Below are 23,360 nucleotides of genomic sequence, written 5' to 3'. Positions count from 1 at the left end.
CGCTCTGCGGACACGTGGCTGTCGTTCGGGGTCAGGCCCTATGGTCGGGACCATGCAGGACGAGCACGAGACCGGAACACTCCCCCACGTCCCGTTCACGGAAGAGGCGTCGGCGACCGCGACCGCCGCCGAACCCCGTCCGGCCTGGCGCGGCTGGATCCACCTCGGTGCGTTCCCGTTCGCGATCGCGATGGGGATCGTCCTGATCACCCTCGCCGACAGCACCGCGGCGAAGGTCGGCAGCGCGGTGTTCATGGCGACGTCGCTCGCGATGTTCGGCGTCTCCGCGACCTACCACCGGTTCCCGTGGGGGCCGAAGGTGAAGGCCGTGCTGAAGCGCATCGACCACACCAACATCCTGCTGCTCATCGCCGGCACCTACACACCCGTCGCGATCTGCGCCCTGCCGCACACGCTCATGGTCGTCGTGCTGTGGGTGATGTGGTCGGGCGCCGCGCTCGGCATCGCGTTCCGGTTGCTCTGGATCAACGCGCCCCGATGGCTGTACGTGCCGATCTACCTGGTGCTCGGGTGCGCTGCCCTCGGGCTCCTGCCGCAGTTCTTCGCGGCGAGCGTCCCGATGACCGTGCTCATCCTGTCCGGCGGCGTCGCGTACATCATCGGCGCGCTGGTCTACGGCTTCAAGCGGCCCAACCCGGTGCCGACGCAGTTCGGGTTCCACGAGGTGTTCCACGCCCTGACCGTGGTGGCCTTCGGTGCGCAGTGGGTCGGCGTGCTCATCGTCGCGCTGGACCCGGTGCGCTGACCGTCGCACGTTCCTTCCCAGAACGGGTGCGATGCCTGGTGGTTCCGGGCGTACTCACCCGGAAGTTCCGACCAGGTACGCCCGGTTCGACCAGGTACGCCCGGTTCCGGTAGGCGCGCACAAGGCGGACTGGAGGCCCGTGGCGATACCGCCACGGGCCTCCAGTCCGCCTTGTAGTCGCGTCAGCCGCCCTGTAGTCGCGTCAGCCGCGCTCGGTGTCGTCGCCGACGTCGGCTCGGCCGTCCTCGGCCGCCCGCCGCTCCGGCTCGTCCGTCGCGGTGCCGTCACCCGCGGTGCCGTTCGCCTCGGCCTCGAGCCGCTCACGCACCTCGGCGCGGTAGCGGGTCCGACGGATGCGTCGGGTCATGTCCACCGCGAGCAGGATCGTCACGATCGCGACGAGTGCGATCGCGATGAACCCGACGACACCCGGGGTGACGTCGACGTCGGGGACGACCGAGGGGCTGGGGCTGGGAGTGGCGGCGAGTGCCGCCGCGATGGTGCTCACGAGGTCGGTTCCTTGTCGGCTGGGATCCCGGCGAACAGGTCGGTCTCCGGGAGCTCGGTCGGCACGCGTGCCTCCACGAGCTGGTAGTCCTCGGTCGGCCACACCGTCGCGAGGAGATCGTTCGGCCAGTAGAAGAAGGCACTGTCCGGTGCGACCTGGCTGGCGTGCGCGCGGAGTGCGGCGTCACGCTGGTCGAAGTACTCGTGCACGTCGACGTGGGTGGTGGCGAGGTCGGGCCGGTCGGCGAACCGCTCGACCCACTCGCGCAGCTGCTCGATCGCGGGGCTGTCCGGGTCGCGCTCCTGCAGGGCTTCGAAGATCGTGCTGAAGCGGCGCGGGTTCATCGTGCGCTCGTAGTAGAGCTTCGCGATCGACCACGGGGCACCGGCGGACGGGTACGCGGACGGGTCGGCGGCGGCGGACCACGCGGCCATCGACACCTCGTGCGTGCGGATGTGGTCGGGGTGCGGGTAGCCGCCGTTCTCGTCGTAGGTGACGAGTACGTGCGGGCGGAACCGGCGGATCACGCGGACGAGGGCCTCGGTGCTGTACTCGAGCGGCACCGTGGAGAACGTGCCCGGCCGGACCGTCTCGCCCTTCTCGGCGTCGGGCAGCCCCGAGTCGTGGTAGCCGAGCCACACGTGGTCGATGCCGAGCGCCTGCTGCGCCGCGGCCATCTCGGTGCGGCGGTACCCGGCCATGTCACGGTGGGCACGGCTCGTGGCCGGCTCGCCGAGTTGGTCGTTCAGGATGTCGCCGGCCTCGCCACCGGTGCAGGACACGACGAGCACCTGGTGCCCGTCGGCCACGTACTTCGCGGCGGTCGCGGCACCCTTGCTCGACTCGTCGTCGGGGTGGGCGTGGACGGCCAGCAGACGGTAGGGCACGTGGGGTTCCTCACTGCGGGTGAGCGGCGTCGGACGCGGGCAGCGCACAGCATCGCGTGAACTACCCTGGGATCAGGATATCCACCCCGGGAGCCCCGAACTGTCCGAACAGACCCAGACCGCCACCCTCGACGAGCGCTACGGCCGCACCCCGGCCCGCAAGCGCCGCAGCCGCCTCTTCGCGATCGTCGCGGCCATCGCGGTCGTCGTGGTCTTCGGTGCGTGGGTGATCTGGGCCGGGCTCGACCAGTCCGACCGCGGCCTCGACCAGGACGTCATCGGGTACGAGGTGCTGTCCGAGCACAGCACCGTCGTCCACTCGCAGGTGTCCGTCGACCCGGGTGTCGAGGCGAAGTGCGCGGTGCAGGTCCTCGACAAGAGCTACTCGATCGTGGGCTGGAAGGAGATCACCGTGCCGGCGTCCGAACAGCGCAGCCGGAGCATCTCCACGCAGGTCACCACGACGACGCGGGGCGTGACCGGCTTGATCCACGACTGCTGGATTCCCTAGACTGTCCTGATTCGCCTCTCGAGACCGACCACTCGGCCGGTCTCGTTTTTTCATGGTCGAAGGGACAGAACATGAGCAACGACACGCAGGTCACCTGGCTGACCCAGGAGGCGCACGACCGTCTCAAGGCGGAGCTCGACGAGCTGAGCGGCGAGGGCCGTGCCGAGATCGCGCGCCGCATCGAGGCCGCTCGCGAAGAGGGCGACCTCAAGGAGAACGGCGGCTACCACGCCGCGAAGGACGAGCAGGGCAAGATCGAGGCCCGCATCCGCGTCCTCACCGAGCTCCTGAAGCACGCCACCGTCAGCGAAGCCGAGTTCGACGGCACCGTCGAGCCGGGCACCGTCGTCACGGCGGTCATCGCCGGCGACGAGTCCACCTTCCTGGTCGGCAGCCGCGAGATCGTCGCCGAGGGCTCGGACCTGACGGTCTACAGCCCCGTCAGCCCCGTCGGCGCGGCCATCGTCGGCCTCAAGGCCGGCGACAAGGCCACGTACACGGCGCCGAACGGCAAGGAGATCGCCGTCGAGGTCGTCAAGATCGAGCGCTACGAGCCGTAGACCCGGCCCACTGCAGACAGGAGGCCCGTGGCGACACCGCCACGGGCCTCCCGTCTGTCTGCTGGTCGCGCCCAGAGCGCGCGCCGTACTTCCGACAGTCCACGCGTCGAACGACTCGTGGATCGTCGCGGACTAGTGCTCGAGCAGCTCCGGGCGGAAGCCGACCTCGTGGAGGCGCTGGATGACCTCCTGCGCGTGCTCCGGGCCGCGCGCCTCGATCGACAGGTCCAGCGCGACCTCGTTGATGACCAGGCCCTGCCCGTGGCGGGTGTGCAGCACCTCGACCACGTTCGCGCCGGCGTCCGAGATGACCTGCGCGACGCGGGCGAGCTGACCCGGGCGGTCCGGCAGCATGATGCGGATGCCGATGTAGCGCGAGGCCGCGACGAGCCCGCGGGTGATCACGCGCTCCATCATGAGCGGGTCGATGTTGCCGCCGCTCAGCAGCACCACGGTGCGGCCGGTGTCGCGGACGGCACCGGACATGATCGCGGCGACGCCGACGGCCCCCGCTGCCTCGACCACGAGCTTGGCGCGCTCGAGCAGGACGAGCAGGGCGCGGGCGGTGTCGTCGTCCGAGACGGTGACGATGTCGTCGACCAGGTCGCGGATGATCGGGAAGTTCAGGTCGCCGGGGCGCGCCACCGCGATGCCGTCGGAGATGGTCGGCTTCGTGGTGATGGTGACGGGCTCGCCTGCGGTGATCGACGACGGGTAGGCCGCAGCGTTCTCGGCCTGCACGCCGATGACCCGGATCGGCCGTCCGAGCCGTTCGGCCATGCCCTTCACCGCGAGCGCGATGCCGGAGATGACGCCGCCGCCACCGATCGGCACGACGACGGTGTCGACGTCGGGCACCTGGTCGATGATCTCGAGGCCGAGCGTGCCCTGCCCGGCGATCACGGCCGGGTGGTCGAACGGCGGGATGAACACGGCGCCGGTGTGGGCGGCGAAGTCCTTCGCGGCGCTCAGCGCCTCTTCCACGGAGTGGCCCCGCAGTACGACGTCGGCGCCGTAGTGGCGGGTGGCCTGCAGCTTGGGCAGGGCGACCCCGACCGGCGTGAAGATCGTCGCGGGGATGCCGAGTTCGCGGGCGGCGAGGGCGACACCCTGCGCGTGGTTGCCGGCGCTCGCGGCGACGACGCCCTTGGCGCGCTGCTCGGCGGACAGGGTCGAGAGTCGGTTGTAGGCACCGCGCACCTTGTAGGCACCCGTGCGCTGCAGGTTCTCGCACTTCAGGTGCACCGGCGACCCGAGCAGCTCGGCGAGGAACTGCGACGTCTCCATCGGGGTGACGCGTGCGACGCCCTTGATGGTCTCGCGCGCCGCCTCGATGTCCGCGAGGGTCGGGATCGCGGCGAGCGTGTGCGGGGAGGCGCTGGTGTCGGTCACTCCCCCATCATCGTCGTTCCGGGGCCCCGCGGCGAACTCGTGTGACGCTCAGTTGGTGCTGGCGGTGTCTTCTTCGGCCGAGGGACCGGAGTCGACGCCCGGCGCCGGGACGTCGTCCCCGACCTTGTGCCGACGTCGTCGGAGCAACTGGATCTGCCCGTGCTGCCCGCGCTTGGGCGTCGCTTCGAGGACGTGGTCGGAGTCGAGCCGTCGCCAGCGTCCGCTCGCGATGGTGGTGACCATGGCGTTCAACGTCGCGATCAGGGGCACGGCGAAGAAGGCTCCGGCAATGCCGGCGAGCCCGGAGGCCGCGGTGACCCCGAGGACGACCGCCAGCGGGTGGACCTTGACCGCGTTGCCCATGACGAGCGGCTGCAGGATGTGGCCCTCGATCTGCTGGACCAGCAGCACGACCCCGAGCACCAGGACCGCCGCGAGGGGACCGTTGAAGATCAGCGCGACGAACACCGCCAGGAAGCCGGTGACGATGGCGCCGACGACCGGGATGAAGGCGCCGAGGAACACGAAGGCGGCGATCGGGATCACCAGCGGCATGCCGCCGAAGAAGAGCCCGACGATGAAGGACCCCAGTCCGATGCCGACCGCGTCGACGAAGGCGACGAAGATCTGCACCCGGATGAAGCTCGTCAGGGTGATCCAACCGGCGACACCCGCGCCGTCCACCGCTGCGCGCGCCTTCTTCGGGAACAGCCGCACGGACCAGCGCCAGACGTTCTTGCCGTCGATCAGCAGGAAGATCGTGGTGAACAGGATGATGAAGAGCGCCTCGAAGGCGTGCGTGGCACCCGAACCCGCGCTGGCCACTCCGGACAGGATCGACGCGGAGTTGTCCTGCAGCCACTTCGTGCCGTCGTCGAGCCAGCCGTTCACGTCGGACTGGCTGATGCCGAACCCGGAGCTCAGGACGAAGTCCTTGATGTTCGCGTACTGGTCGACCGTCCGGTCACGCAGGGACGGGTACGACGCGATGATCTGGTCGACGACGAGCCAGATCAGGCCACCGAGCGCCGCGATGCCGCCGAGCAGGCTCATCACGACGGCGAGCCACTTCGGCACGTGGTGCCGCTGCAGCCAGTTGGAGATCGGCACGAGGAGCGCCGAGACCACGATGCCGACCAGGAACGGGATGAGGATCTCGCTGAAGACCGTGACGAGCCAGATGAAGACGGCGATCACGCCCACGACGACCAGCGCCCGCCACGACCACGCGCCGGCGATGCGCACGCCGACCGGGACGGATTCCTCGACCACGGGGTCGGGGTGTGTCTGCTTGCTTCCCCATGCCATGGGCCCGAGTGTAGCGATGTGCTTCCCGTCAGGTGCCAGATACGGCATACGTTCGTGGACGCTCATGTCGGCGGGGTTCGGTAGCGTCGCGGCATGCCCAGGTCGACGCTCTCCGCCGCCGAGGCCCGCCGAGTCGCACTCGCCGCGCAGGGGTTCGGACGGCCGCCCACCGAGCCGGTCTCGACGCGGGCGCTGAACGCCGCGTTCGGCCGGCTCGGGTTGCTGCAGATCGACTCCGTCAACGTGTTCGAACGCAGCCACTACCTGCCGCTCTTCGCCCGGCTCGGCGCCTACGACCGGTCGACGCTCGACCGGCTGACGCTCGGACGCTCGGGGCCGTACACCGAGTACTGGGCGCACGAGGCGGCGTTCATCCCCCGCGACGACCTGCGGCTGTTCCGGTGGCGGATGGACGCCCTGCGGGAGCGGGACGCCGGCCCGACCCGGGTCGACGGCGTCACTCGGACCGCTGCCGTCCGGCGCGAACTGCACGCCCTGCTCCGGGCCGAGGGGCCGATGCGGGCGAGCGCGGTGGAGCACGAGTCGAACGTGCGACGCGGCCCCTGGTGGGGGTGGAGCGACGTGAAGCTCGGGCTCGAGCAGATGTTCCGCTGGGGCGAGGCGGTGAGTGCCGGACGAGCCGGGTTCGAGCGGGTGTACGCCCTGCCCGAGCAGGTGCTGCCCGCGGGCTTCCTCGAGACCGCCCCGCCGCGTGCCGACGCCGTGCTCGAGCTCGTGCGCCAGGCCACACGGGCGCTCGGCATCGGCACCCGAGCGGACATCGCGGACTACTACCGGCTGCGCTCCGACGACACGGCCACCGCGATCGCCGAGCTCACCGACGCCGGCGAGCTCCTGCCGGTGCGGGTCGAGGGCTGGGGCGAGCGCGCCTGGCTGCACGCGGGGGCTCGGTTCCCCCGGCAGCTGACGGCGGACGCGGTGCTGAGCCCCTTCGACCCGGTCGTCTGGTTCCGGCGACGGGCCGAGCGGATGTACGGCTTCCACTACCGGATCGAGATCTACACGCCGGCCCCGAAGCGGGTGTTCGGCTACTACGTGCTGCCGGTGCTGCAGGACGACCGGCTCGTCGGGCGGATCGACCTGAAGAGCGACCGGCAGCGCGGGGTGCTCCGCGTCCGGACCGCGTGGCAGGAACCCGGCGAGCACCTGGACCCCGAGCGGCTCGTCGACACACTGCGACGGACCGCGAGCTGGCAGGGCCTCGGCGCGATCGAGGTGACCGACCGAGGAACCGCTGCTGCGGCCGTCGCCGGGGCGCTCGGAGTGCCCCTGGTGCCGCACGAGTCCGCTGACGACGCGGACACCCCCGAACGGGTCGAGACGGCCGACGACACGGCCGCCGACGGCATCGGCTGACCCGTCAGAACCGGTCGGCGTTCGCCCGCAGCCGCGCGATGCGGTCGGGCAGCGGCGGGTGCGTCGAGAACAGTCGGTCCATCACACCGGGGCGCATCGGGTCGGCGATCCACAGGTGTGCCATCGAGGAGTTCTGCGTCTGCATCGGTCGGCCGTACGCGCCGAGCTTCTCGAGGGCCCGGGCCAGGCCCTCCGGGTGCCGGGTCGTCATCGCACCCGTCGCGTCGGCCAGGTACTCGCGCTGCCGGGACACCGCCGCCTGGACGCCGGCCGCCGCGATCGGGGCCACGATGACGGCGACGATCCCGGCGATGAGCAGCACCGGGTTGGCGCTGCCGCCGTTGTCCGAGTTGCGGTTCCGCCCGCCGGACAGGCCGCTGAAGATCGAGATGCGGAGTAGGACGTCGGCGATGAGGCCGACGGCCACGACGAGTCCGAAGACCATCGTCGACACCCGGATGTCGTAGTTCCGGACGTGTCCGAGCTCGTGGGCCATCACGCCCTGCAGCTCCTGGTCGTCCATGAGCTCGAGCAGCCCGGTCGTCGCCGCCACCACCGCGTGCTCCGGGTCACGCCCGGTGGCGAAGGCGTTCGGCGCGGGATCGGGTATGACGAACACCCGGGGCATCGGCATGCCGGTCGCGATGGCCAGGTTCTCGACGGTGCGCCACAGCCGCGGTTCCGAGACGCGGTCGATCTCGACCCCGCCGGCGATCGCGGTGGCCTGTCGTGCCGCCAGGAAGTACTGCAGGACCGCGTACCCGAAAGCCACCACGAGGACGATGAAGCCGATCGAGACGTTGCCGGCCATGTACCCGCCGAGGAACCCGAGCGCGCCGATGATCAGCAGGAACACCAGGACGATGAGGACGGTGTTGCGCTTGTTCCGCGCGATGGCGCTGTACACGTCGGATCCGACGCTGGGGTCAGAACTGGACGCGCGGCGGCTCGGCGATGGCCGCCGGCTCGTTCGTCTCGAAGAACGGGGCCTCGGAGAAACCGCGGTTCTTCGCGAACGTGGAGTTCGGGAACACCCGGATCTTCGTGTTCAGCTCACGCACACCACCGTTGTAGAAGCGGCGGGCGGCCTGGATCTTGTCCTCGGTGTCGACGAGCTCGGACTGCAGCTGCAGGAAGTTCTGGCTCGACTGCAGCTGCGGGTATCCCTCGGCCACCGCGAACACGCTCTTGAGCGCCTTCTGCATGTGCCCCTCGGCGGTGGAGGCCGTGTCGGCGTCACCGGCGGACAGCGTCTCGGCGCGGGCCTTCGTCACGTCGTCGAAGACCGCCTTCTCGTGCGTGGCGTACCCCTTGACCGTGTCCACGATGGTGGGGATCAGGTCGGCGCGGCGCTTCAGCTGCACCGAGATGTCGCTCCAGGCCTCGTCGACCCGGACCTTGAGCGTGACGAGGGAGTTGTACGTCACCCAGAGGTAGATCCCGATGATCACCAGGACGACCACCACCACTCCGACGACGATGAGCGTCGTGACGAGTCCGGTGTCCATGCGGGCGTCCTCCTTTGCGCGTCGGGATCCGCGGTGCTGCGTTGGCCTGAACGGCCATCGTGAAGTCTATCGACGCGCTGAGCATGCTCCGTTCCGTGAGCAGTGTTCACGGCCGATTCCCGAGTCACGCACACCGGGTTCCCGGACTGCGGCCCGATCCCGAACCTCATCCGCGAGGTGTATTGACCGGAGGCCGCCGATCCCGTGGGATGGGTCCGGTGAACACGACCGGGGAGAACGTGGACGAGAGGGCTGTCGGGGGCGACAGCCCTCGTCGTCGTCCCCGCTTCGCCCTGCTCGCAGCTGCGACGACGGTCCTCGTCGCCGCCCTGCTCGGCGCCGCGGCAGCCCCGGCCATCGCGGTCGCCGCGGACGGCACGTCGGTCGACGCTGCCGCTGCGGACGCCCCGGCAGCCCCCGCCGCCTGGGCAGCCGCCACCCCCACCGCCACCCCCGAGCCGAGCGAGATCGCTCCGCCGAGCCCCGGCCGGCCGGGCGCCCCGACGCCCACCCCCACGCGTCCCGCCGTTCGGCCCACCATCGCCGACCCGGGTGACGTCACGACGGGGACGACGCGCTTCCACGGCACCGGCACCCCCGGGCACACCGTCCGGGTGACCGGCCCGGCCGCGACGGGTTCGTCCGGGTGCACGACCCGGGTGGACCCGAACGGTTCCTGGGCCTGCCTCGGCACCGTCCGCTCGGGCCCGCAACAGGTCTTCACGGTGCGCGACCTCGTCGCCGCACTGCCCGTCGCGAGTGCACCGGCCTCGGACGTCATCGTCCCGCCGACCCTGGCGGCCGCCGGGCCCACCGGCGGAACGGTCTCCGGTACGGGGTACCCCGGATCGACGGTGCTGCTGTCGGTGTCCGGCTCCTCGGCCCAGCAGACCGCCCGGGTCGGTGCGGACGGCCGGTGGGTGGCCGCCCTCGGGTCGCTCGCCGACGGCCGGTTCACCGTCACCGCGTCGCAGACCGCCAGCACGGCGCGCGGCTACCGGTCGGACCTGCGGAGCGCGGCCTCCGCTCCCGTGACGATCACGGTCGACCGCACGGCGCCCGCTGCCCCGCGCATCACGACACCGGACGACGGCCAACGGATCGGCACCCGCTCGACGACGGTCGCCGGGACCGGTGAGCCGGGCGCCCGCGTGACCGTGTACGTCGACCGTGCGCCGGTGTGCGGCGTGGTGGTCGCGCCGGACGCCTCGTGGTCGTGCTCCACCGCGGGGTCGACGCTGCGCGCCGGCGGGCACCAGCTCACCGCGACGCAGCACGACGTCGCTGGCAACTACTCCCGGTCGTCGGCCGCCGTCCGGGTCACGGTGTGGTCCACCACCACGGCCCCGACCGCCACACCGACCCCGGGCGCCACGGACACCCCGGGGACTCCGGGCACGTCGACGCCGGGATCCGGCGCGACGACGGGCACCCCCGGCGCGACCGGCCACGGTGGAACCGGTATCGGCACGAACGCCGCCGGTCACGGGGGCGACGGCGGCAACGGCAACGAAAGCGGCGGCGCAGCAGGCACCGGCAACGGCCCCAGCGACGGCACCGGCAGCACCCCGGCCGGCGTCGGCAGCGCCGGAGGCCACCCCGACTGGTCCGGCCCCGCCGGCGACTGGACCGCGGCGACGACGTACGACCGCACCGTCCCGACCATCCAGGGCGCGTTCTCGTGGCGGACCGTCCTGGTCGCCACCGCCGTCGCCGCCGGGTTCCTCCTGCTGATCGCGGCGCCGCTCGCCCTCGTGGCCGCGGTCACCCGGGGTCGCCTCCGCTCGCCGTTCGCCGGGCTGCTCGGACGCAACCGCTCGCGGTCGGACCGCACCGGCGGCGACGACGTCCTGCCGACCTGGGCGTCGATCACCATCGCGGTGTCCGTCGCGGCGCTGTGCACCCTGCTCGGGGTCGGCGTCGAGCTCGAGGCCCGCTACGCCCGTCTGGCGATCGCCGTCCTCGCCGGGACCGGGGTCCTGACCGCCGCCGTCGTGTTCGCCACGCGGTGGGCAGCCGGCAGCGATCACCGCACCGTCGGGTTCCGGGTGTCGCCGTGGCTCGTGCTCGCAGCGCTCGTGGCGTGCGGCATCACCCGTGCGGCCGACCTCTCCCCCGCCCTCATCGTCGGTGTCGTCCTCGTGCCGTCCGGCCGCCCCGGACTGGGGACCGGCCCGCTCCGCCTCGGCACCGGGATCGCTGCGAGCGCCCGGGGTGCGACCTGGCGGGTGCTGGCCCTGCTCGGACTCGCCGCGGCGGGCTGGGTGCTGCACAGTCTGCTCGCCGGCGGGGGCTTCTGGGTGTCGCTCGGGTCGGAGTTCGCCATCACACTGTGCGTCGGTGGCCTCGGTGCCGTGGTCGTGACCCTGCTGCCCGTCGCGGGGTCCGCCGGCAGCGCGCTGCTCGCCGCCTCCCGCGGTCGGTACGTCGCGCTCGCGGTGGTCGCCGTCGCGCTGACCACCGCGGTCTACTCGGGGACGACCGGCACGCACGCCGCACCGGCCCTGCTCGTCGGCATCGCCGCGGCCTGCGTGGCGGCCGCGATCGCGGCCCTGGTCTGGCTGCGCACCGACCGGCGCGCGGCCCGCGTCTGACCCGAGCCGGGCCTCCAGAGCGGCGCACCGCACCGCGCCCGGGACAGAAGACGCACTTCCGGGCCGGTTCGCGGACAGCGGGCTAGTGTGACGAACGGTGCTGGTCGCACCGCACGGAGGACGTTCGCCGTCCCGCACGGACGGCCGACGCCGCACCGGACCAGCGGTGCAGCAGTGCCGCGCGACCGGTGCCCGCGCAGCATCGACGGTGTGCACCGCACGACCGCGGCAGGAGCGATGATGACCGACACCCGACCCGACCCGGAACCCCACACCGACACCCGACCCGATCCGGAACCCCACGCAGACACCCGGTCCGACCCGGAACCCCACACCGACACCCGGTCCGACTACGACGCGACGCGCTTCCGCGAGGTGTTCGAGGGCAGCTTCACCTACGCGAACGGCTTCGCCCGCAACACCCACCGCTTCGCCGGCCGACCCGCGCTGCGCGAGCCGGGGACGGACCGCTCGTGGACCTACGCCGAGCTCGGCGACACCGTCGACCGGATCGCCGGGTGGCTCATCCGGCACGGTGGCGGACGGGGTTCCGTCGTGATGGTCGAGCTGTTCAACACACCCGAGTTCGCGATGCTCTACCTGGCCTGCCACCGCATCGGCGCCGTGTTCTCGCCGACGAACTTCCGGCTCGCCCCCGACGAGGTCGCGTTCATCATCGAGGACTCCGCGCCCGCCGTCCTCGTGCACGACACCGAGCGGACGAGTGCGGTCGCCGCCGCGATCGAGTCCTCGCCGCACCGGCCGGACCACGTCGTCCCGGTCGGCGGCGACCACGACCGGTTCGCCGAGCTGCTCGCGTCCGATCCCGTCTCCCCCGAGGAACTCGCGGCGATCGGCCCGCGCAGCACCTACGACGAGTCCACCCGGCTCTACACCTCGGGCACCACCGGTCGGCCGAAGCCCGTCCCGCTGCCGAGCCTGGTCGAGGTGCTCAGCGCGCACGACGTGGTCATGCACTTCCCGCTCAGTCCGTTCGACAAGACGCTCAACATGTCACCGCTGTTCCACCGTGGCGGCCTGTACTCCGGCGGCCCGAACCCGGTGTTCTACGTCGGCGCGGAACTCACGACGCTGCGGCACTTCGACGCCGACCGGGTGCTCGACCTGGTCGAGTCCGAGCGCCTGACGTTCCTGATCGGGGCCCCGCCGAACCTGGTGCAGCTCGCCGACGCGCAGGAACGCCGGGCGCGGGACCTGTCGAGCCTCAACGGCATCGTCACGATGGGCGCACCGCTCGACCGCGCCGCGGCACTGCGGTACCAGGAGCTGCTGTCGCCCCGGATCTTCAACGGCTACGGCACCACCGAGACCTTCTGGAACACGTTCCTGCGCCCCGAGGACTTCCCGGACGGCGCCGGTTCCACCGGTCGCGCATCGACCGACGACGACGTCGCCGTCGTCCGCGTGCACGAGGACCGTCTGGCCGACCCCACCGACACGGTGGCGAAGGACGGCACCGAGATCGGCGAGTTCGCCGTCCGCACCGTGAAGTCCGGCTACTCGTACCGGAACCCCGGGCTCGAGGCCGAGAAGTTCGCGAACGGCTGGTTCTACCCGGGCGACCTCGCCACGTGGGACGAGCACGAGCGGGTGACGATCGTGGGCCGCAAGGACGACATGGTCATCTCCGGCGGCGAGAACGTGCACCCCGTCCAGGTCGAGGCGGTGCTGCAGGAGCACCCCGGGGTCGCCGACTCCATCGTGGTGGGCGTGCCGGACCCGCGGTGGGGCGAGGTCGTCACCGCGTACGTCGTCCGTGCCGGCGACCGGCTGCCGACCGACGACGCCGAGGCAGCGGCCGTGCTCGAGGAGTGGACCGGCTCCCACCCGGGCCTCGCCCGGTACAAGCGCCCGCGGCGGTACCGCTTCGTCACGGACGTCCCCTACAACGCCACCGGCAAGAAGGTGCACTACCTGGCGAAGGACACGGCCGCGGCGGACCAGGCAGCGGGCCGGCTGATCGAGCCGTAGCGGGCCCGGTATCCCGCCGGTGACGGCCTGGAGGCCCGTGGCGGCGCCGCCACGGGCCTCCCGTCCGTCAGCTGGTCGCGTCCACCGCGCGCCGGGGCGCGTTGCGGGCGAAGAGGCCGGGCAGGAGCCCGCCGATCTTCGTCCCGATGCACAGGCTGACGAAGGTCGCGAGCGGGGTCGCGAGCGCCTCGGGATCGAAGGTGGCCACCGCCACCAGCCCGACCGTCCCCGGCACGAGCAGCAGGAACGCCGGGAAGAACGACACCGTCGCCGGGATCGCCGGCACGAGCCGCTCGAGCAACCGGGTCGCGACGAACAGCAGCGCCGCTGCGGCGCCGGTCGCGACGACACTGCCCCAGAGCGGCGTCGTCGTGCTCACCACGGCGTAGGCGGTGACCATGACCGCCACCGACACGAGCGTCAGGCGCCACCCGGACCGGAACACCAGACCGAGCCCGACCGCGAGCACCACGACGGCCACCCACGACACCCAGTACGCGGGCACGGACTCCCAGCCGGCCAGGTCGGTGCCGACCCCCGCGACCTCACCGACGAGCGCGGCCGACGACGGGTCGACGTGCAACCCGGTCAGGGCGCTGCCGGACGCGATGCCGGCGGCCATGAAGCCGAGCATGATGAGCCCCTGCACCAGTCGCGACGACCCGGTGACGATGTCGGCGGCGGTGAGTTCGAGCAAGGCGTTGGTGATGAGCGCGCCCGGGACGAACACCGCCACCGGGGCGCAGACCGCGAAGAGCGGGACCTGCTCGAACCCGGTGCCCGCGGCGACCAGGCCGACGATCGCCGTCGACACGAACGCGGCCAGGAACGGGATGATCGCCACGGCTTCGCGGAAGCGCCGGAGGACCAGTCCGATCACGCCGACCAGGCCGCCGACGACGAGCGCCAGGACGATCGCCCACCAGGGGCAGCGGAAGACGACGGCCAGGCCGGCCGAGGTCAGGGCGTTGCCGAGGATCCACGGCAGCGCGGGCGGTGGGACGGTGCCGGCCCGGATGGCCCGGACGCGGGCGGGGATCTCGGCGAGGGCGATGGAGCCGCTCTCGAGCCCGAGCACGACGCGGTTGGCGCGGGCGGCCTGGCGGGACGACAGTTCGACGCCCTCGGCGTTGACGATGGTGGCGGCGCCCGTCGAGACCTCGCTCACCATCACCAGGGCGGGCAGGACGCCGATCGCGAGCGTCGGTCCGACCCCGGCGGCGTCCCGGGCCTTCTCGAGCGCCGACCGGACGTCGGTGACGGAGCTGCCGGCGTCCAGGAGCAGGGCTCCGAGGGTGCCGAGGAGCATGCCGACCGGGACGCTCTCGCCGTCGACGACCTCGACGTGGGCCTCCGGTCGGCGGAGGGCGTTCTGCAGGTTGGCGAGTGCGCTTCCGAGTCCGACCACGATCGTCGATGCTACTGGGCGGCGAGCCGGTCGTGCAGTCGCGCCGTCTTCGCGGGAAGGCGACGGTCCGCGGGCCGGGAGGCACGTGGCGGGCCGGTCCCGCGCCTCCAGTCCGATGCCCAGGGCGACCCGATCCCACCGTCGAAGCGACAGATGGCAGGACCATCGCTCGGACTGTGCGGCCGGAGCGACAGAACGACGCGAACTGTTCGCAGAGTTCTGTCGCTTTCGCAGCGGCACGCGGCGGGCGCCGCGGCAGAGCCTCGGCGGTACCCCCGGTGGGACTCGAACCCACAACTCAGCGATTTTAAGTCGCGTGCCTCTACCGATTGGGCCACGGGGGCGGGCCGCAACAGCCTACCGATGCACGAAGGCGGCCACCCTTCGCAGGTGACCGCCTTCGTGACGAGTGGTGCTACTTGGCGTCGGCCGGGGCCGTCACCGGCTCGGGGGCGTTGGAGACGTCCTTCGCGGGCTCGCCGTAGACGGGACCGGCGGCACCGGCGACCTTGCCCTCTTCCGGAGCCGGTGCTGCGGCGGGCGCGGCCGGGGCCTCGGCGGCGGGCTTCGGACGGGACGCGAACGCCTCGAACGCGGCGCGCGGGGTCTCGCGGTCGTCGAGCGACACGATGTCGCGGCCCAGGAAGAAGCCACCGACCCAGTCGCCGATGACGCGCCACTTGCGCTCCCACGACGGCATGGCCAGGCCGTGGTAGCCGCGGTGCGCGCCCCAGGCCAGGAAGCCCTTCATGGCGAACTTGCCGGACTGGAACACACCGGTGCCGAGGCCGAGACCCGCGACGGCACCGAGGTTCTCGTGCTTGTAGTCGGTCGTCGCCTCGCCACGGATGGTCGCGACGACGTTCTTCGCGAGCTGCTTGGCCTGGCGCACGGCGTGCTGGGCGTTCGGCACGCAGAACCCGCCGACACCCCCACCGGTCAGGTCCGGCACGGCTGCGACGTCGCCGCAGGCCCATGCGTCGGCGATCACGCCGTTGTCGTCGACCACGCGCAGGTCGGGCTGGACGCGGATGCGGCCACGCTGCTCGAGCGGGAAGTCGGTGCCCTTGACCATCGGGTTCGCCATGACGCCGGCGGTCCAGATGATGAGGTCGGACGGGATCGTCTCGATCGCGCCGTCGCTCGTCTTGAGCTCGCAGACGCCACCCACGGCCGAGGCCAGCTGGGTCTCGAGGTGCACGGTCGCGCCACGCTCGGCGAGGTTCTTGAGCACCCAGTGCGAGGTCTCGAGCGAGACCTCGGGCATGATGCGGCCCATCGCCTCGACCAGGTGGAAGTGCGTGTCGTCGAAGGACAGCTGCGGGTGGCTCTTCAGCAGGTCGGTGACGAAGGAGCGGAGCTCGGCGAACACCTCGATGCCGGCGAAGCCACCACCGACGACGACGACGGTGAGCAGGCGGTCGCGCTCGGGACCGGCCGGCAGGTTCGCCGCCTTGTGGAAGTTGCTGAGGATGCGGTCACGGATCGACGCGGCTTCCTCGATGGTCTTCAGGCCGATGGCCTCGTCGGCGACGCCCGGGATCGGGAACGTTCGGGACACCGCGCCGGCGGTCATGACGATCTGGTCGTAGGACTCCTCCCACGCCTCGCCCTCGGTCGGGGTGATCGTCGCCGTCTTGGTGGCGTGGTCGACCTTGGTGACCTTCGCCGTGACGACGCGGGTCTTCTTGAGGTGACGACGGTGCGCGACGACCGCGTGACGCGGCTCGATGGAACCGGCGGCGACCTCGGGCAGGAACGGCTGGTACGTCATGTACGGCAGCGGGTCCACCATGACGACCTCGGCTTCGCCCTGGCGAAGGTGCTTCTCGAGCTTCCATGCGGTGTAGAAACCGGCGTAACCGCCGCCGACGACGAGGATCTTGGGCACGGGGGATGATCTCCTTGGATGGGGGTGTGCGGGAGTCGGGTCAGACTTCGCCGCCACCCGCCCCGACTCCAGCGTCTGCACCGTCATCATACGCCCGGCACTCACACCGGGAGGGCGACCAGTCCGCGCGCTCGAGCGCGAGGTCGCCGATGGGGTTGACGCCGGGTCCGGCGGCGAGGGCGTGGCCGACGAGGGCGTGCAGGCACTTCACGCGGGTGGGCATGCCACCGGCGCTGATGCCGTCGATCTCGTCGACGTGTTCGATCGACTCGCGATCGGCCAGGTAGGACTCGTGGGCCGCGCGGTACTGCGCGGCGACTTCGGGGTCCTCGAGCAGGGCTGCCAGCTCGGGCATCACCTGGTTGGCCTCGAGGGTGCTGACCGCAGCGGTGGCCGCGGGGTGGCACAGGTAGTAGAACGTCGGGAACGGGGTGCCGTTCGACAGCCGGGGCTTCGTGGAGACGACGGTGGGGTTGCCACAGACGCAGCGTGCCGCGATCCCGATGACGTCACGCGCCGGTCGGCCGAGCTGCGCCGACACGACCTGGACGTCGCGGTCGGAGGGCGGGTCGAAGGGAGGGGTCGTCACGGGAACGTGAGCCTACCGGAGAAGCGGAACCCCTCGCACCGTCGGGCCGGACGGCTCCGCGCCGCGCGGTTCGGACTACTTGCTGTCGCCCGTGCCGGAGACGTCGGGGGCGACGAGGTCGGCTGCCCGCTCGTCGGTGAGCCCGGACTGCAGCACCGACGAGAGCATGGCCTGCACCCAGTCGACCTTGGGCGTCTGCACCTTCGCGCTCACGGGGGTGCCGGAGTCGGTGGTGGGGGTCTTCTCGGTCCGCTTGTCCTCGGTACCCATCACGAGGTAGCTCTCCTCGCCCGGGTACACGTAGAGCAGCCGGTCACGAGCCTGCGCCTCGATGTACGCCGGGTCGTCCCAGCGTGCGACGTCCTTCTTCTTCTGCGTGACGTCGGCCTTCTGGCTCGCGACCTCCTGCTGCTGCTGGGCGATCTGCTCCTGCTGCTGGATGAGCGTCCGGAGCGACGGCGCGAGCACCACCACGAAGAGCACGATGATCGCGAGCATGAGCAAGCTGAACCCGGAGAAGTGGATCGAGCGGTACCAGGGCTGCGCGGGTGTGCTGCCGTCGGGCATCGCCACGGGGACGCGGCGGACGCGGGGCTTCTGGCTGGGCACGGTCCGACGATAACCCGGCACGGTCGGTCGGGCCGCCCGGCACGCGGCCGTTCGGCGCCCTCTCAGCGTCTCGCGTCCCACGGTGCTGCCCAGCAGAAGACGCCGTCGTCTCCTCGAGACGCCTCCGGATTCGGCGGCGTCTCACGGACTTCGCGGCGTCAGGCTGACACGACGGCGTCACGCCGACGGCGGGCGGGTCCGGGTCCGATCGAGGCAGCCGGGAGGCACGGCTCCGGCCCGTCCGTCCGCCCCGCACCCGGAGTGGTCACCACACACCGCCCGGCGCACGTCCGGTGGTCACGTCCTGTCGGCCGGGCCCGGGCCAGCCGACGACTCGCGACCACTCGACGCAGCGCGCGCGGCACGTCCCGACCGCTCGGCGCTCCGGGGCGGCACAGACGACGAGACGCCGCCCTCCTGGAGGAGGACGGCGTCTCGGTGGTGCGGGTACTGCTGAGCGACTGGTTACAGCGACGCGGCGCGCGGGAAGGCCGAGCGACCGGCGTACACCGCGGCGTCGCCGAGCTCTTCCTCGATGCGGAGCAGCTGGTTGTACTTCGCGACGCGGTCCGAGCGGGCCGGGGCGCCGGTCTTGATCTGACCACCGTCGACCGCGACCGCGATGTCCGCGATCGTGGTGTCCTCGGTCTCGCCGGAGCGGTGCGACAGGATCGAGGTCAGGCCGTGACGGTGCGCGAGCGAGACCGCGTCGAGCGTCTCGGTGAGCGTGCCGATCTGGTTGACCTTGACGAGGATCGAGTTCGCGGCCTTCTCGTCGATGCCCCGCTGCAGACGCTTCGGGTTGGTGACGAACAGGTCGTCGCCGACGATCTGGACCTTGTCGCCGAGCTCGGCGGTCAGGTGCGACCAGCCCTCCCAGTCGTCCTCGGCCAGCGGGTCCTCGATGGTGACGAGGGGGTAGTTCGCGACGAGCTCGGCGAAGTAGGAGGTGAACTCCTGGCTCGAGAGCTGCTTGCCCTCGAACTGGTACTTGCCGTCCGAGAAGAACTCAGTGGACGCGACGTCGAGGCCGACGGCGATGTCCTTGCCGGGCGTGTAGCCGGCCTTCTCGATCGCGGTGAGCAGGAAGTCGAGCGCCGCGCGGTTCGACGCGAGCTCCGGCGCGAAGCCGCCCTCGTCGCCGAGGCCGGTGGCCAGGCCCTGCTTCTTCAGCTCGCCCTTGAGGGCGTGGTAGGTCTCGACGCCCCAGCGGAGTGCCTCGGAGAAGGACTCGGCGCCGTAGGGCACCAGGAAGAACTCCTGGATGTCGACGTTGGTGTCCGCGTGGGCACCACCGTTGACGACGTTCATCAGCGGGACGGGCAGCGTGTGCGCGTTCGGGCCGCCGAGGTAGCGGAAGAGCGGCAGGTCGACCGAGTCGGCTGCGGCACGGGCCACGGCGAGCGAGGCGCCGAGGATCGCGTTCGCGCCGAGGCGGGACTTGTTCTCGGTGCCGTCGAGCTCGATGAGCGCGGCGTCGACGAGGCGCTGGTCGGTGGCGTCGAAGCCCTCGAGCGCCGGGCCGATCTCGTCGAGGACGGCGTCGACGGCCTTGAGGACGCCCTTGCCGCCGTAGCGCGAGGCGTCGCCGTCGCGCAGCTCGTACGCCTCGAACGCGCCGGTGGATGCACCGGACGGGACGAGCGCGCGGGACACGACGCCGTCGTCGAGGAGGACCTCGACCTCGACCGTCGGGTTGCCTCGGGAATCGAGGACTTCGCGTGCGCCTACGGCATCGATCAGGGCCACGGGGTACTCCCTACACATTGGTTGTGGTGATTGCGGTGTCGATCCTAGCGAGCGGAGGTGAACACGACGTCGGCCGTGACGCCCCGCTGTGGACGAGTCCGTGCTGGAACGAGGACTGGGTGCTCAGTCGAGCGGGCGGAACTCGACGCCCTCGAGCGACGCGGTGTCCGCCGAGACGGTCGCGAACGCCGTGAAGCCCTGGGCAGCGAGGCCGGCGAGCAGGTTCTTGGTGTTCTTCGTGCGGCGCTCGAGCCGGACGCGTCGGTGGGACGCCAGCGCCTCGGTCTTCAGCGCGGCGAGCCGGACCGGGTCGACGTCCTTGTCGTACACGAGCACGACGGCGTCGGCCTCGGCGGACTCCGGGAGGGTCACGAGGTCGACGAGCCGCTCGAACCCGAGCGAGAACCCGACCGCGGGGACGTCCTGCCCGAGGAACCGGCCGATCATGCCGTCGTACCGGCCGCCGCCACCGAGGCTGTAGCCGAAGTCGGGGTGCGCGACCTCGAAGATCGTGCCCGTGTAGTAGCCCATGCCGCGCACGAGCGTCGGGTCGAAGCGCAGGTCCACCCCGGGCAGCGCCTCGCGCAGGCGGAGCAGGTCGGCGAAGGCCTCGGCGTCGAGCCACGGCGCCCCCTCGACCGACGTCCAGTCGGCGGCCTCGAGCGCGCGGATGGTGTCCTCGAGCCCGGGCAGGTCGGCACCCACGGTGCTGCGGAGCTCCGCCGCGACGCCGTCCGCACCGATCTTGTCGAGCTTGTCGATCGTGATGAGCGCGCGGTCCGCGGCGGCCGGCTCGGTGATCCCCCACGACGCGAGGAGCGCCAGCAGGATCCGGCGGTCGTTGATCCGGATCGTCGTGCCGCGGACCCCGAGGGCGTCGAGGGCCGCGGTCGTCGCGCGGATGAGCTCGATCTCGGCGAGCTGCCCGGGCTCCCCCAGGATGTCGATGTCGCACTGCACGAACTGGCGGTAGCGGCCCTTCTGCGGGCGCTCGGCACGCCAGACCGGCGCGATCTGCACGGATCGGAACACCGACGGCAGCTCCGCACGGTGCGAGGCGTAGAACCGGGCGAGCGGGACCGTCAGGTCGAACCGGAGACCGAGGTCGGCGAGGTCCAGCGGCGCTTCGGCCGCCTGCAGGTCCTCGGTGGTGAGGCCGCGCTTCATCACCGCGAACGCCAGCTTCTCGTTGTCGCCGCCGAGCCCGGAGTGCAGCCGCGCAGCATCCTCCACCACCGGGGTCTCGATCTCGTCGAAACCGTGCCGCGAGTAGACGTCCCGCACGACACCGAGCACGTGCTCGCGCCGGGCCTTGTCCGCCGGGAGGAAGTCACGCATGCCACGGGGTGCCGTCACGGTCGTTGCCATGCGGTCAATTCTGGCAGACGGGCGTCTCCGGCTTGCGCGCCTGCCGACCCACTGGCATACTGCATGCAGAACCTCGGTCCGGATCGTGCCTGATCCACGCTCCGGACCGATTCGCGGGGCGACGTGCTGCAGTGCGTCCCGCGGTTCGAGCGGGCTTCCCTGTCGGCCCCTCTCCCTGGTGGAGCCGACGCCCGCTCACGGGCGCCCTCTCTTTTTCGGGTTGGGAGGGCGCCCGTTCTCCCCTGCCCGGAGCGTTCTCCCGACCGGGGATCACTCCACGGCCCGACCGGCCTCCTCCAGCGCCGCCACCGCGGCCCGCAGACTCGCGACCGGGTCCACCCCGCGTCCTGCCGCAGCCGCGACCTCGCCGAGCACCGCTCGCCCCCACTCGGCGTCGACCGCCCCCACCCCGTCGTCCGCAGCCGGCGCTGCGGACGCACCACGGGCCTCCAGGCCGACGCCGGAACCGGAGCCGGCACCGAACCCGGCCCCGGCCCCGGCCTCGGCCTCGGCCCCAGCCCCGACGACGGACGCGACGACCGCGTCGGCGTCCCCACGTTCCTCCAGGCGTTCCAGCAGCTTCACCGCGCGCTCCAGCGGCGGCATCGCCCGCGGCACCCCGTCGAACGCACTCCGCCGGCTCGCCTTCTCGGCCGCCTTGGCCGCACGCCAGACCCGCACGACGTCCTCGACGGTGTCCGCCGTCTCGTCGCCGAACACGTGCGGGTGCCGCCTGGTCATCTTGTCCCGGACCCCGGCGGCGACGTCCTCGAGGGTGAAGTCCCCCGCGCGGGCAGCGATCCCCGCGTGCAGGACCACCTGGTAGAGCAGGTCGCCGAGTTCCTCGCGGACGTCGTCCGGGTCGCCGTCGTCGATGGCGTCGACGAGTTCGTACGACTCCTCGACGGCGTAGCGGGCAAGCGAGGCGTGGGTCTGCGCCCGGTTCCAGACGCACCCGCCGTCCTCGGCGAGCAGGCGGTCGACGACGGTCACGAGGTCCGGTACGGCGGTCATCAGGTCATCGTGCCACCCGCGTAGACTGGTCGTGGTGTGTCGGGAAGTCTGGTCGACGGACACTCACCCGACCCCTCGAGACGGAGATCCATGTCGTCCCTCGTCCGCTCCCCCCGCTTCAGCGCCATCGCGCTCCTCACCGCCGCCGTGCTCGGCCTGGTCGTGGCGAACTCCCCGATCGGCCCCGGCCTCGAACGGCTGCTCGACGCGCACCTGCCGCTCGGTGCCCTCGGCCTCGACCTGTCGATCGCGCACTGGATCAGCGACGGGCTGCTCGCGGTCTTCTTCCTGCTCGTCGCGATCGAGCTCAAGCAGGAACTCGTCGACGGCGAGCTGTCGAACCCCAAGACCGCGATCATCCCCGCCATCGCGGCGGTCGGCGGCGTGCTCGTCCCGGCCGGCATCTTCCTGCTCGTCACCGCGGGCACGCAGTACACGCACGGTTGGCCGATCCCGACGGCGACGGACATCGCGTTCGCGCTCGGGGTGCTCGCCATGTTCGGTCGCGGGCTGCCGAGCGGCATCCGGGTGTTCCTGCTCGCGCTGGCCGTGCTCGACGACCTCATCGCGATCATCATCATCGCCGTGGTGTTCGCGCACGACACCGACTTCCTGGCCCTCGCGGGCGCTGTCGTCACCCTCGCGGTGTTCTGGCTGCTCGGCCGGATGCTCCGTCCGGGGCGCAGCGGGCAGACGTTGATCATCGTGGCGATGGTCGTGGTCGGGCTCCTGACCTGGTGGCTCGTCTACCACTCCGGTGTGCACGCCACCATCGCCGGCGTCGCCCTCGGGCTCGTGCTGCCCCGCCGCCCGGGCCACACCCTGCACGAGAACGTCGAGCCGTGGTCGAACGCCATCGTGCTGCCGGTGTTCGCGTTCGCGTCGGCTGCCGTCATCATCCCCTCGGTCGGCATCAGCGAGCTCTCCCCCACGTTCTGGGCGGTCGTCCTCGCGCTGCCGGTCGGCAAGGTGATCGGCATCACGCTGTTCGGCACGATCGCCACGCGGATCTTCCGCTCGCCCGGCCGCTCGTCGCTGTCGTTCTTCTCGATCATCACCGTCGGCGTGCTCGGCGGCATCGGGTTCACGGTGTCCCTGCTCATGAACGAGCTGGCGTTCGCCCGCAACGAGGAGATCCTCGACGAGGGCGTCCTCGCCGTGCTCGTCGGCTCGGGCATCGCCATCGTCGCGTCGGCGGTCGTCGTCACCCTGCGAGCGCGGGCGTACCGCGCGCGCCGCGAGCTGTCCGAGGCCGAGGACACCGAGTAGCGGGTCGCGGGCCGGGGTTCACACCCGTTCCGCGACAGGGCACGCGTCGTTCGACGCGTG

The 23,360-nt window shown here is 71.6% G+C and carries 20 protein-coding genes and 1 tRNA gene; 7 read left to right on the top strand and 14 right to left on the bottom strand.

Annotation, left to right across the window (positions count from 1 at the left end; genetic code table 11):
- Window positions 1-52 precede the first annotated feature (52 nt).
- Window positions 53-766 carry a PAQR family membrane homeostasis protein TrhA gene (trhA, locus tag DEJ19_RS04545; protein WP_258377407.1) on the top strand — a complete coding sequence of 238 codons (714 nt, stop codon included), beginning with the start codon at window positions 53-55 and terminating at the stop codon, window positions 764-766.
- A 202-nt stretch (window positions 767-968) separates the two neighbouring features.
- Here the strand turns inward: trhA and DEJ19_RS04540 are convergent, their stop codons facing one another.
- Window positions 969-1,274 carry a hypothetical protein gene (locus tag DEJ19_RS04540; RefSeq protein WP_111233361.1) on the bottom strand — a complete coding sequence of 102 codons (306 nt, stop codon included), beginning with the start codon at window positions 1,272-1,274 and terminating at the stop codon, window positions 969-971.
- The gene (mca, locus tag DEJ19_RS04535) at window positions 1,271-2,161 is read right to left on the bottom strand and encodes a mycothiol conjugate amidase Mca (RefSeq protein WP_027464504.1); all 891 of its coding nucleotides are present in this window, start codon (window positions 2,159-2,161) and stop codon (window positions 1,271-1,273) included. Before mca ends, DEJ19_RS04540 begins: the two co-directional genes overlap by 4 nt.
- 19 nt (window positions 2,162-2,180) lie before the next feature.
- On the opposite strand from mca, the gene DEJ19_RS04530 reads away from it, so the two are divergent.
- Both DEJ19_RS04530 and greA read left to right on the top strand, forming a co-directional pair.
- Window positions 2,181-2,672 (top strand): DUF4307 domain-containing protein, encoded by a 492-nt coding sequence (locus tag DEJ19_RS04530; RefSeq protein ID WP_051596498.1) that lies wholly within the window; start codon window positions 2,181-2,183, stop codon window positions 2,670-2,672.
- A gap of 71 nt (window positions 2,673-2,743) precedes the next feature.
- Window positions 2,744-3,232 (top strand): transcription elongation factor GreA, encoded by a 489-nt coding sequence (gene greA / locus DEJ19_RS04525; RefSeq protein WP_017886739.1) that lies wholly within the window; start codon window positions 2,744-2,746, stop codon window positions 3,230-3,232.
- A gap of 132 nt (window positions 3,233-3,364) precedes the next feature.
- On the opposite strand, the gene ilvA is transcribed toward greA, so the two are convergent.
- Window positions 3,365-4,624: a threonine ammonia-lyase gene (gene ilvA / locus DEJ19_RS04520; RefSeq protein ID WP_071406124.1), complete on the bottom strand. Its 1,260-nt coding sequence runs from the start codon at window positions 4,622-4,624 to the stop codon at window positions 3,365-3,367.
- A gap of 48 nt (window positions 4,625-4,672) precedes the next feature.
- Entirely contained in the window at window positions 4,673-5,932 is a 1,260-nt protein-coding gene (locus DEJ19_RS04515) for an AI-2E family transporter (RefSeq protein WP_051596497.1), read from the bottom strand.
- A gap of 93 nt (window positions 5,933-6,025) precedes the next feature.
- On the opposite strand from DEJ19_RS04515, the gene DEJ19_RS04510 reads away from it, so the two are divergent.
- Window positions 6,026-7,309, top strand: a complete 1,284-nt coding sequence (locus DEJ19_RS04510; protein ID WP_111233362.1) for a winged helix-turn-helix domain-containing protein — start codon at window positions 6,026-6,028, stop codon at window positions 7,307-7,309.
- Window positions 7,310-7,313: 4 nt separating this feature from the next.
- Here the strand turns inward: DEJ19_RS04510 and DEJ19_RS04505 are convergent, their stop codons facing one another.
- Window positions 7,314-8,216: a M48 family metalloprotease gene (locus DEJ19_RS04505; protein ID WP_111096029.1), complete on the bottom strand. Its 903-nt coding sequence runs from the start codon at window positions 8,214-8,216 to the stop codon at window positions 7,314-7,316.
- 19 nt (window positions 8,217-8,235) lie between these two features.
- On the bottom strand, window positions 8,236-8,817 hold the full coding sequence (locus DEJ19_RS04500) for a LemA family protein (RefSeq protein ID WP_027464499.1): 582 nt from the start codon (window positions 8,815-8,817) through the stop codon (window positions 8,236-8,238).
- A 218-nt stretch (window positions 8,818-9,035) separates the two neighbouring features.
- Between DEJ19_RS04500 and DEJ19_RS04495 the strand changes: the two genes are divergently transcribed.
- Both DEJ19_RS04495 and DEJ19_RS04490 read left to right on the top strand, forming a co-directional pair.
- The gene (locus DEJ19_RS04495; protein WP_284176587.1) at window positions 9,036-11,411 is read left to right on the top strand and encodes an Ig-like domain-containing protein; all 2,376 of its coding nucleotides are present in this window, start codon (window positions 9,036-9,038) and stop codon (window positions 11,409-11,411) included.
- Window positions 11,412-11,651: 240 nt separating this feature from the next.
- Entirely contained in the window at window positions 11,652-13,403 is a 1,752-nt protein-coding gene (locus DEJ19_RS04490) for a class I adenylate-forming enzyme family protein (RefSeq protein WP_111233589.1), read from the top strand.
- 67 nt (window positions 13,404-13,470) lie between these two features.
- Here DEJ19_RS04490 and DEJ19_RS04485 read toward each other — a convergent pair whose 3' ends face one another.
- The 8 genes from DEJ19_RS04485 to DEJ19_RS04450 form a co-directional block, all read right to left on the bottom strand.
- A complete protein-coding gene (locus tag DEJ19_RS04485) occupies window positions 13,471-14,811 on the bottom strand; it encodes a threonine/serine exporter family protein (protein ID WP_027464496.1) in 1,341 nt (446 codons plus the stop codon).
- A gap of 270 nt (window positions 14,812-15,081) precedes the next feature.
- Window positions 15,082-15,155: transfer RNA gene (locus tag DEJ19_RS04480), tRNA-Leu, on the bottom strand.
- Between the two features lie 71 nt (window positions 15,156-15,226).
- Entirely contained in the window at window positions 15,227-16,702 is a 1,476-nt protein-coding gene (locus DEJ19_RS04475) for an NAD(P)/FAD-dependent oxidoreductase (protein WP_017886746.1), read from the bottom strand.
- A 40-nt stretch (window positions 16,703-16,742) separates the two neighbouring features.
- A complete protein-coding gene (locus tag DEJ19_RS04470; RefSeq protein ID WP_071406119.1) occupies window positions 16,743-17,291 on the bottom strand; it encodes a DUF501 domain-containing protein in 549 nt (182 codons plus the stop codon).
- A 75-nt stretch (window positions 17,292-17,366) separates the two neighbouring features.
- Window positions 17,367-17,900, bottom strand: a complete 534-nt coding sequence (locus DEJ19_RS04465; protein WP_071406118.1) for an FtsB family cell division protein — start codon at window positions 17,898-17,900, stop codon at window positions 17,367-17,369.
- A gap of 465 nt (window positions 17,901-18,365) precedes the next feature.
- Window positions 18,366-19,649 carry a phosphopyruvate hydratase gene (eno, locus tag DEJ19_RS04460; RefSeq protein WP_027464494.1) on the bottom strand — a complete coding sequence of 428 codons (1,284 nt, stop codon included), beginning with the start codon at window positions 19,647-19,649 and terminating at the stop codon, window positions 18,366-18,368.
- A gap of 123 nt (window positions 19,650-19,772) precedes the next feature.
- Complete coding sequence (gene hisS, locus DEJ19_RS04455; RefSeq protein ID WP_110865050.1) at window positions 19,773-21,017, bottom strand: histidine--tRNA ligase; 1,245 nt, start codon at window positions 21,015-21,017, stop codon at window positions 19,773-19,775.
- Window positions 21,018-21,287: 270 nt separating this feature from the next.
- The gene (locus tag DEJ19_RS04450; protein WP_111233575.1) at window positions 21,288-22,031 is read right to left on the bottom strand and encodes a MazG family protein; all 744 of its coding nucleotides are present in this window, start codon (window positions 22,029-22,031) and stop codon (window positions 21,288-21,290) included.
- A 90-nt stretch (window positions 22,032-22,121) separates the two neighbouring features.
- On the opposite strand from DEJ19_RS04450, the gene nhaA reads away from it, so the two are divergent.
- Window positions 22,122-23,300: a Na+/H+ antiporter NhaA gene (nhaA, locus tag DEJ19_RS04445; RefSeq protein WP_110865048.1), complete on the top strand. Its 1,179-nt coding sequence runs from the start codon at window positions 22,122-22,124 to the stop codon at window positions 23,298-23,300.
- Window positions 23,301-23,360 lie beyond the last annotated feature (60 nt).

This window comes from Curtobacterium sp. MCSS17_016, from assembly GCF_003234255.2.
In the GTDB taxonomy this organism is placed as follows: Bacteria; Actinomycetota; Actinomycetes; order Actinomycetales; family Microbacteriaceae; genus Curtobacterium; species Curtobacterium flaccumfaciens.
Note: the sequence above shows the minus strand (reverse complement) of the source record. Positions and strands in the feature narration are given on the sequence as shown.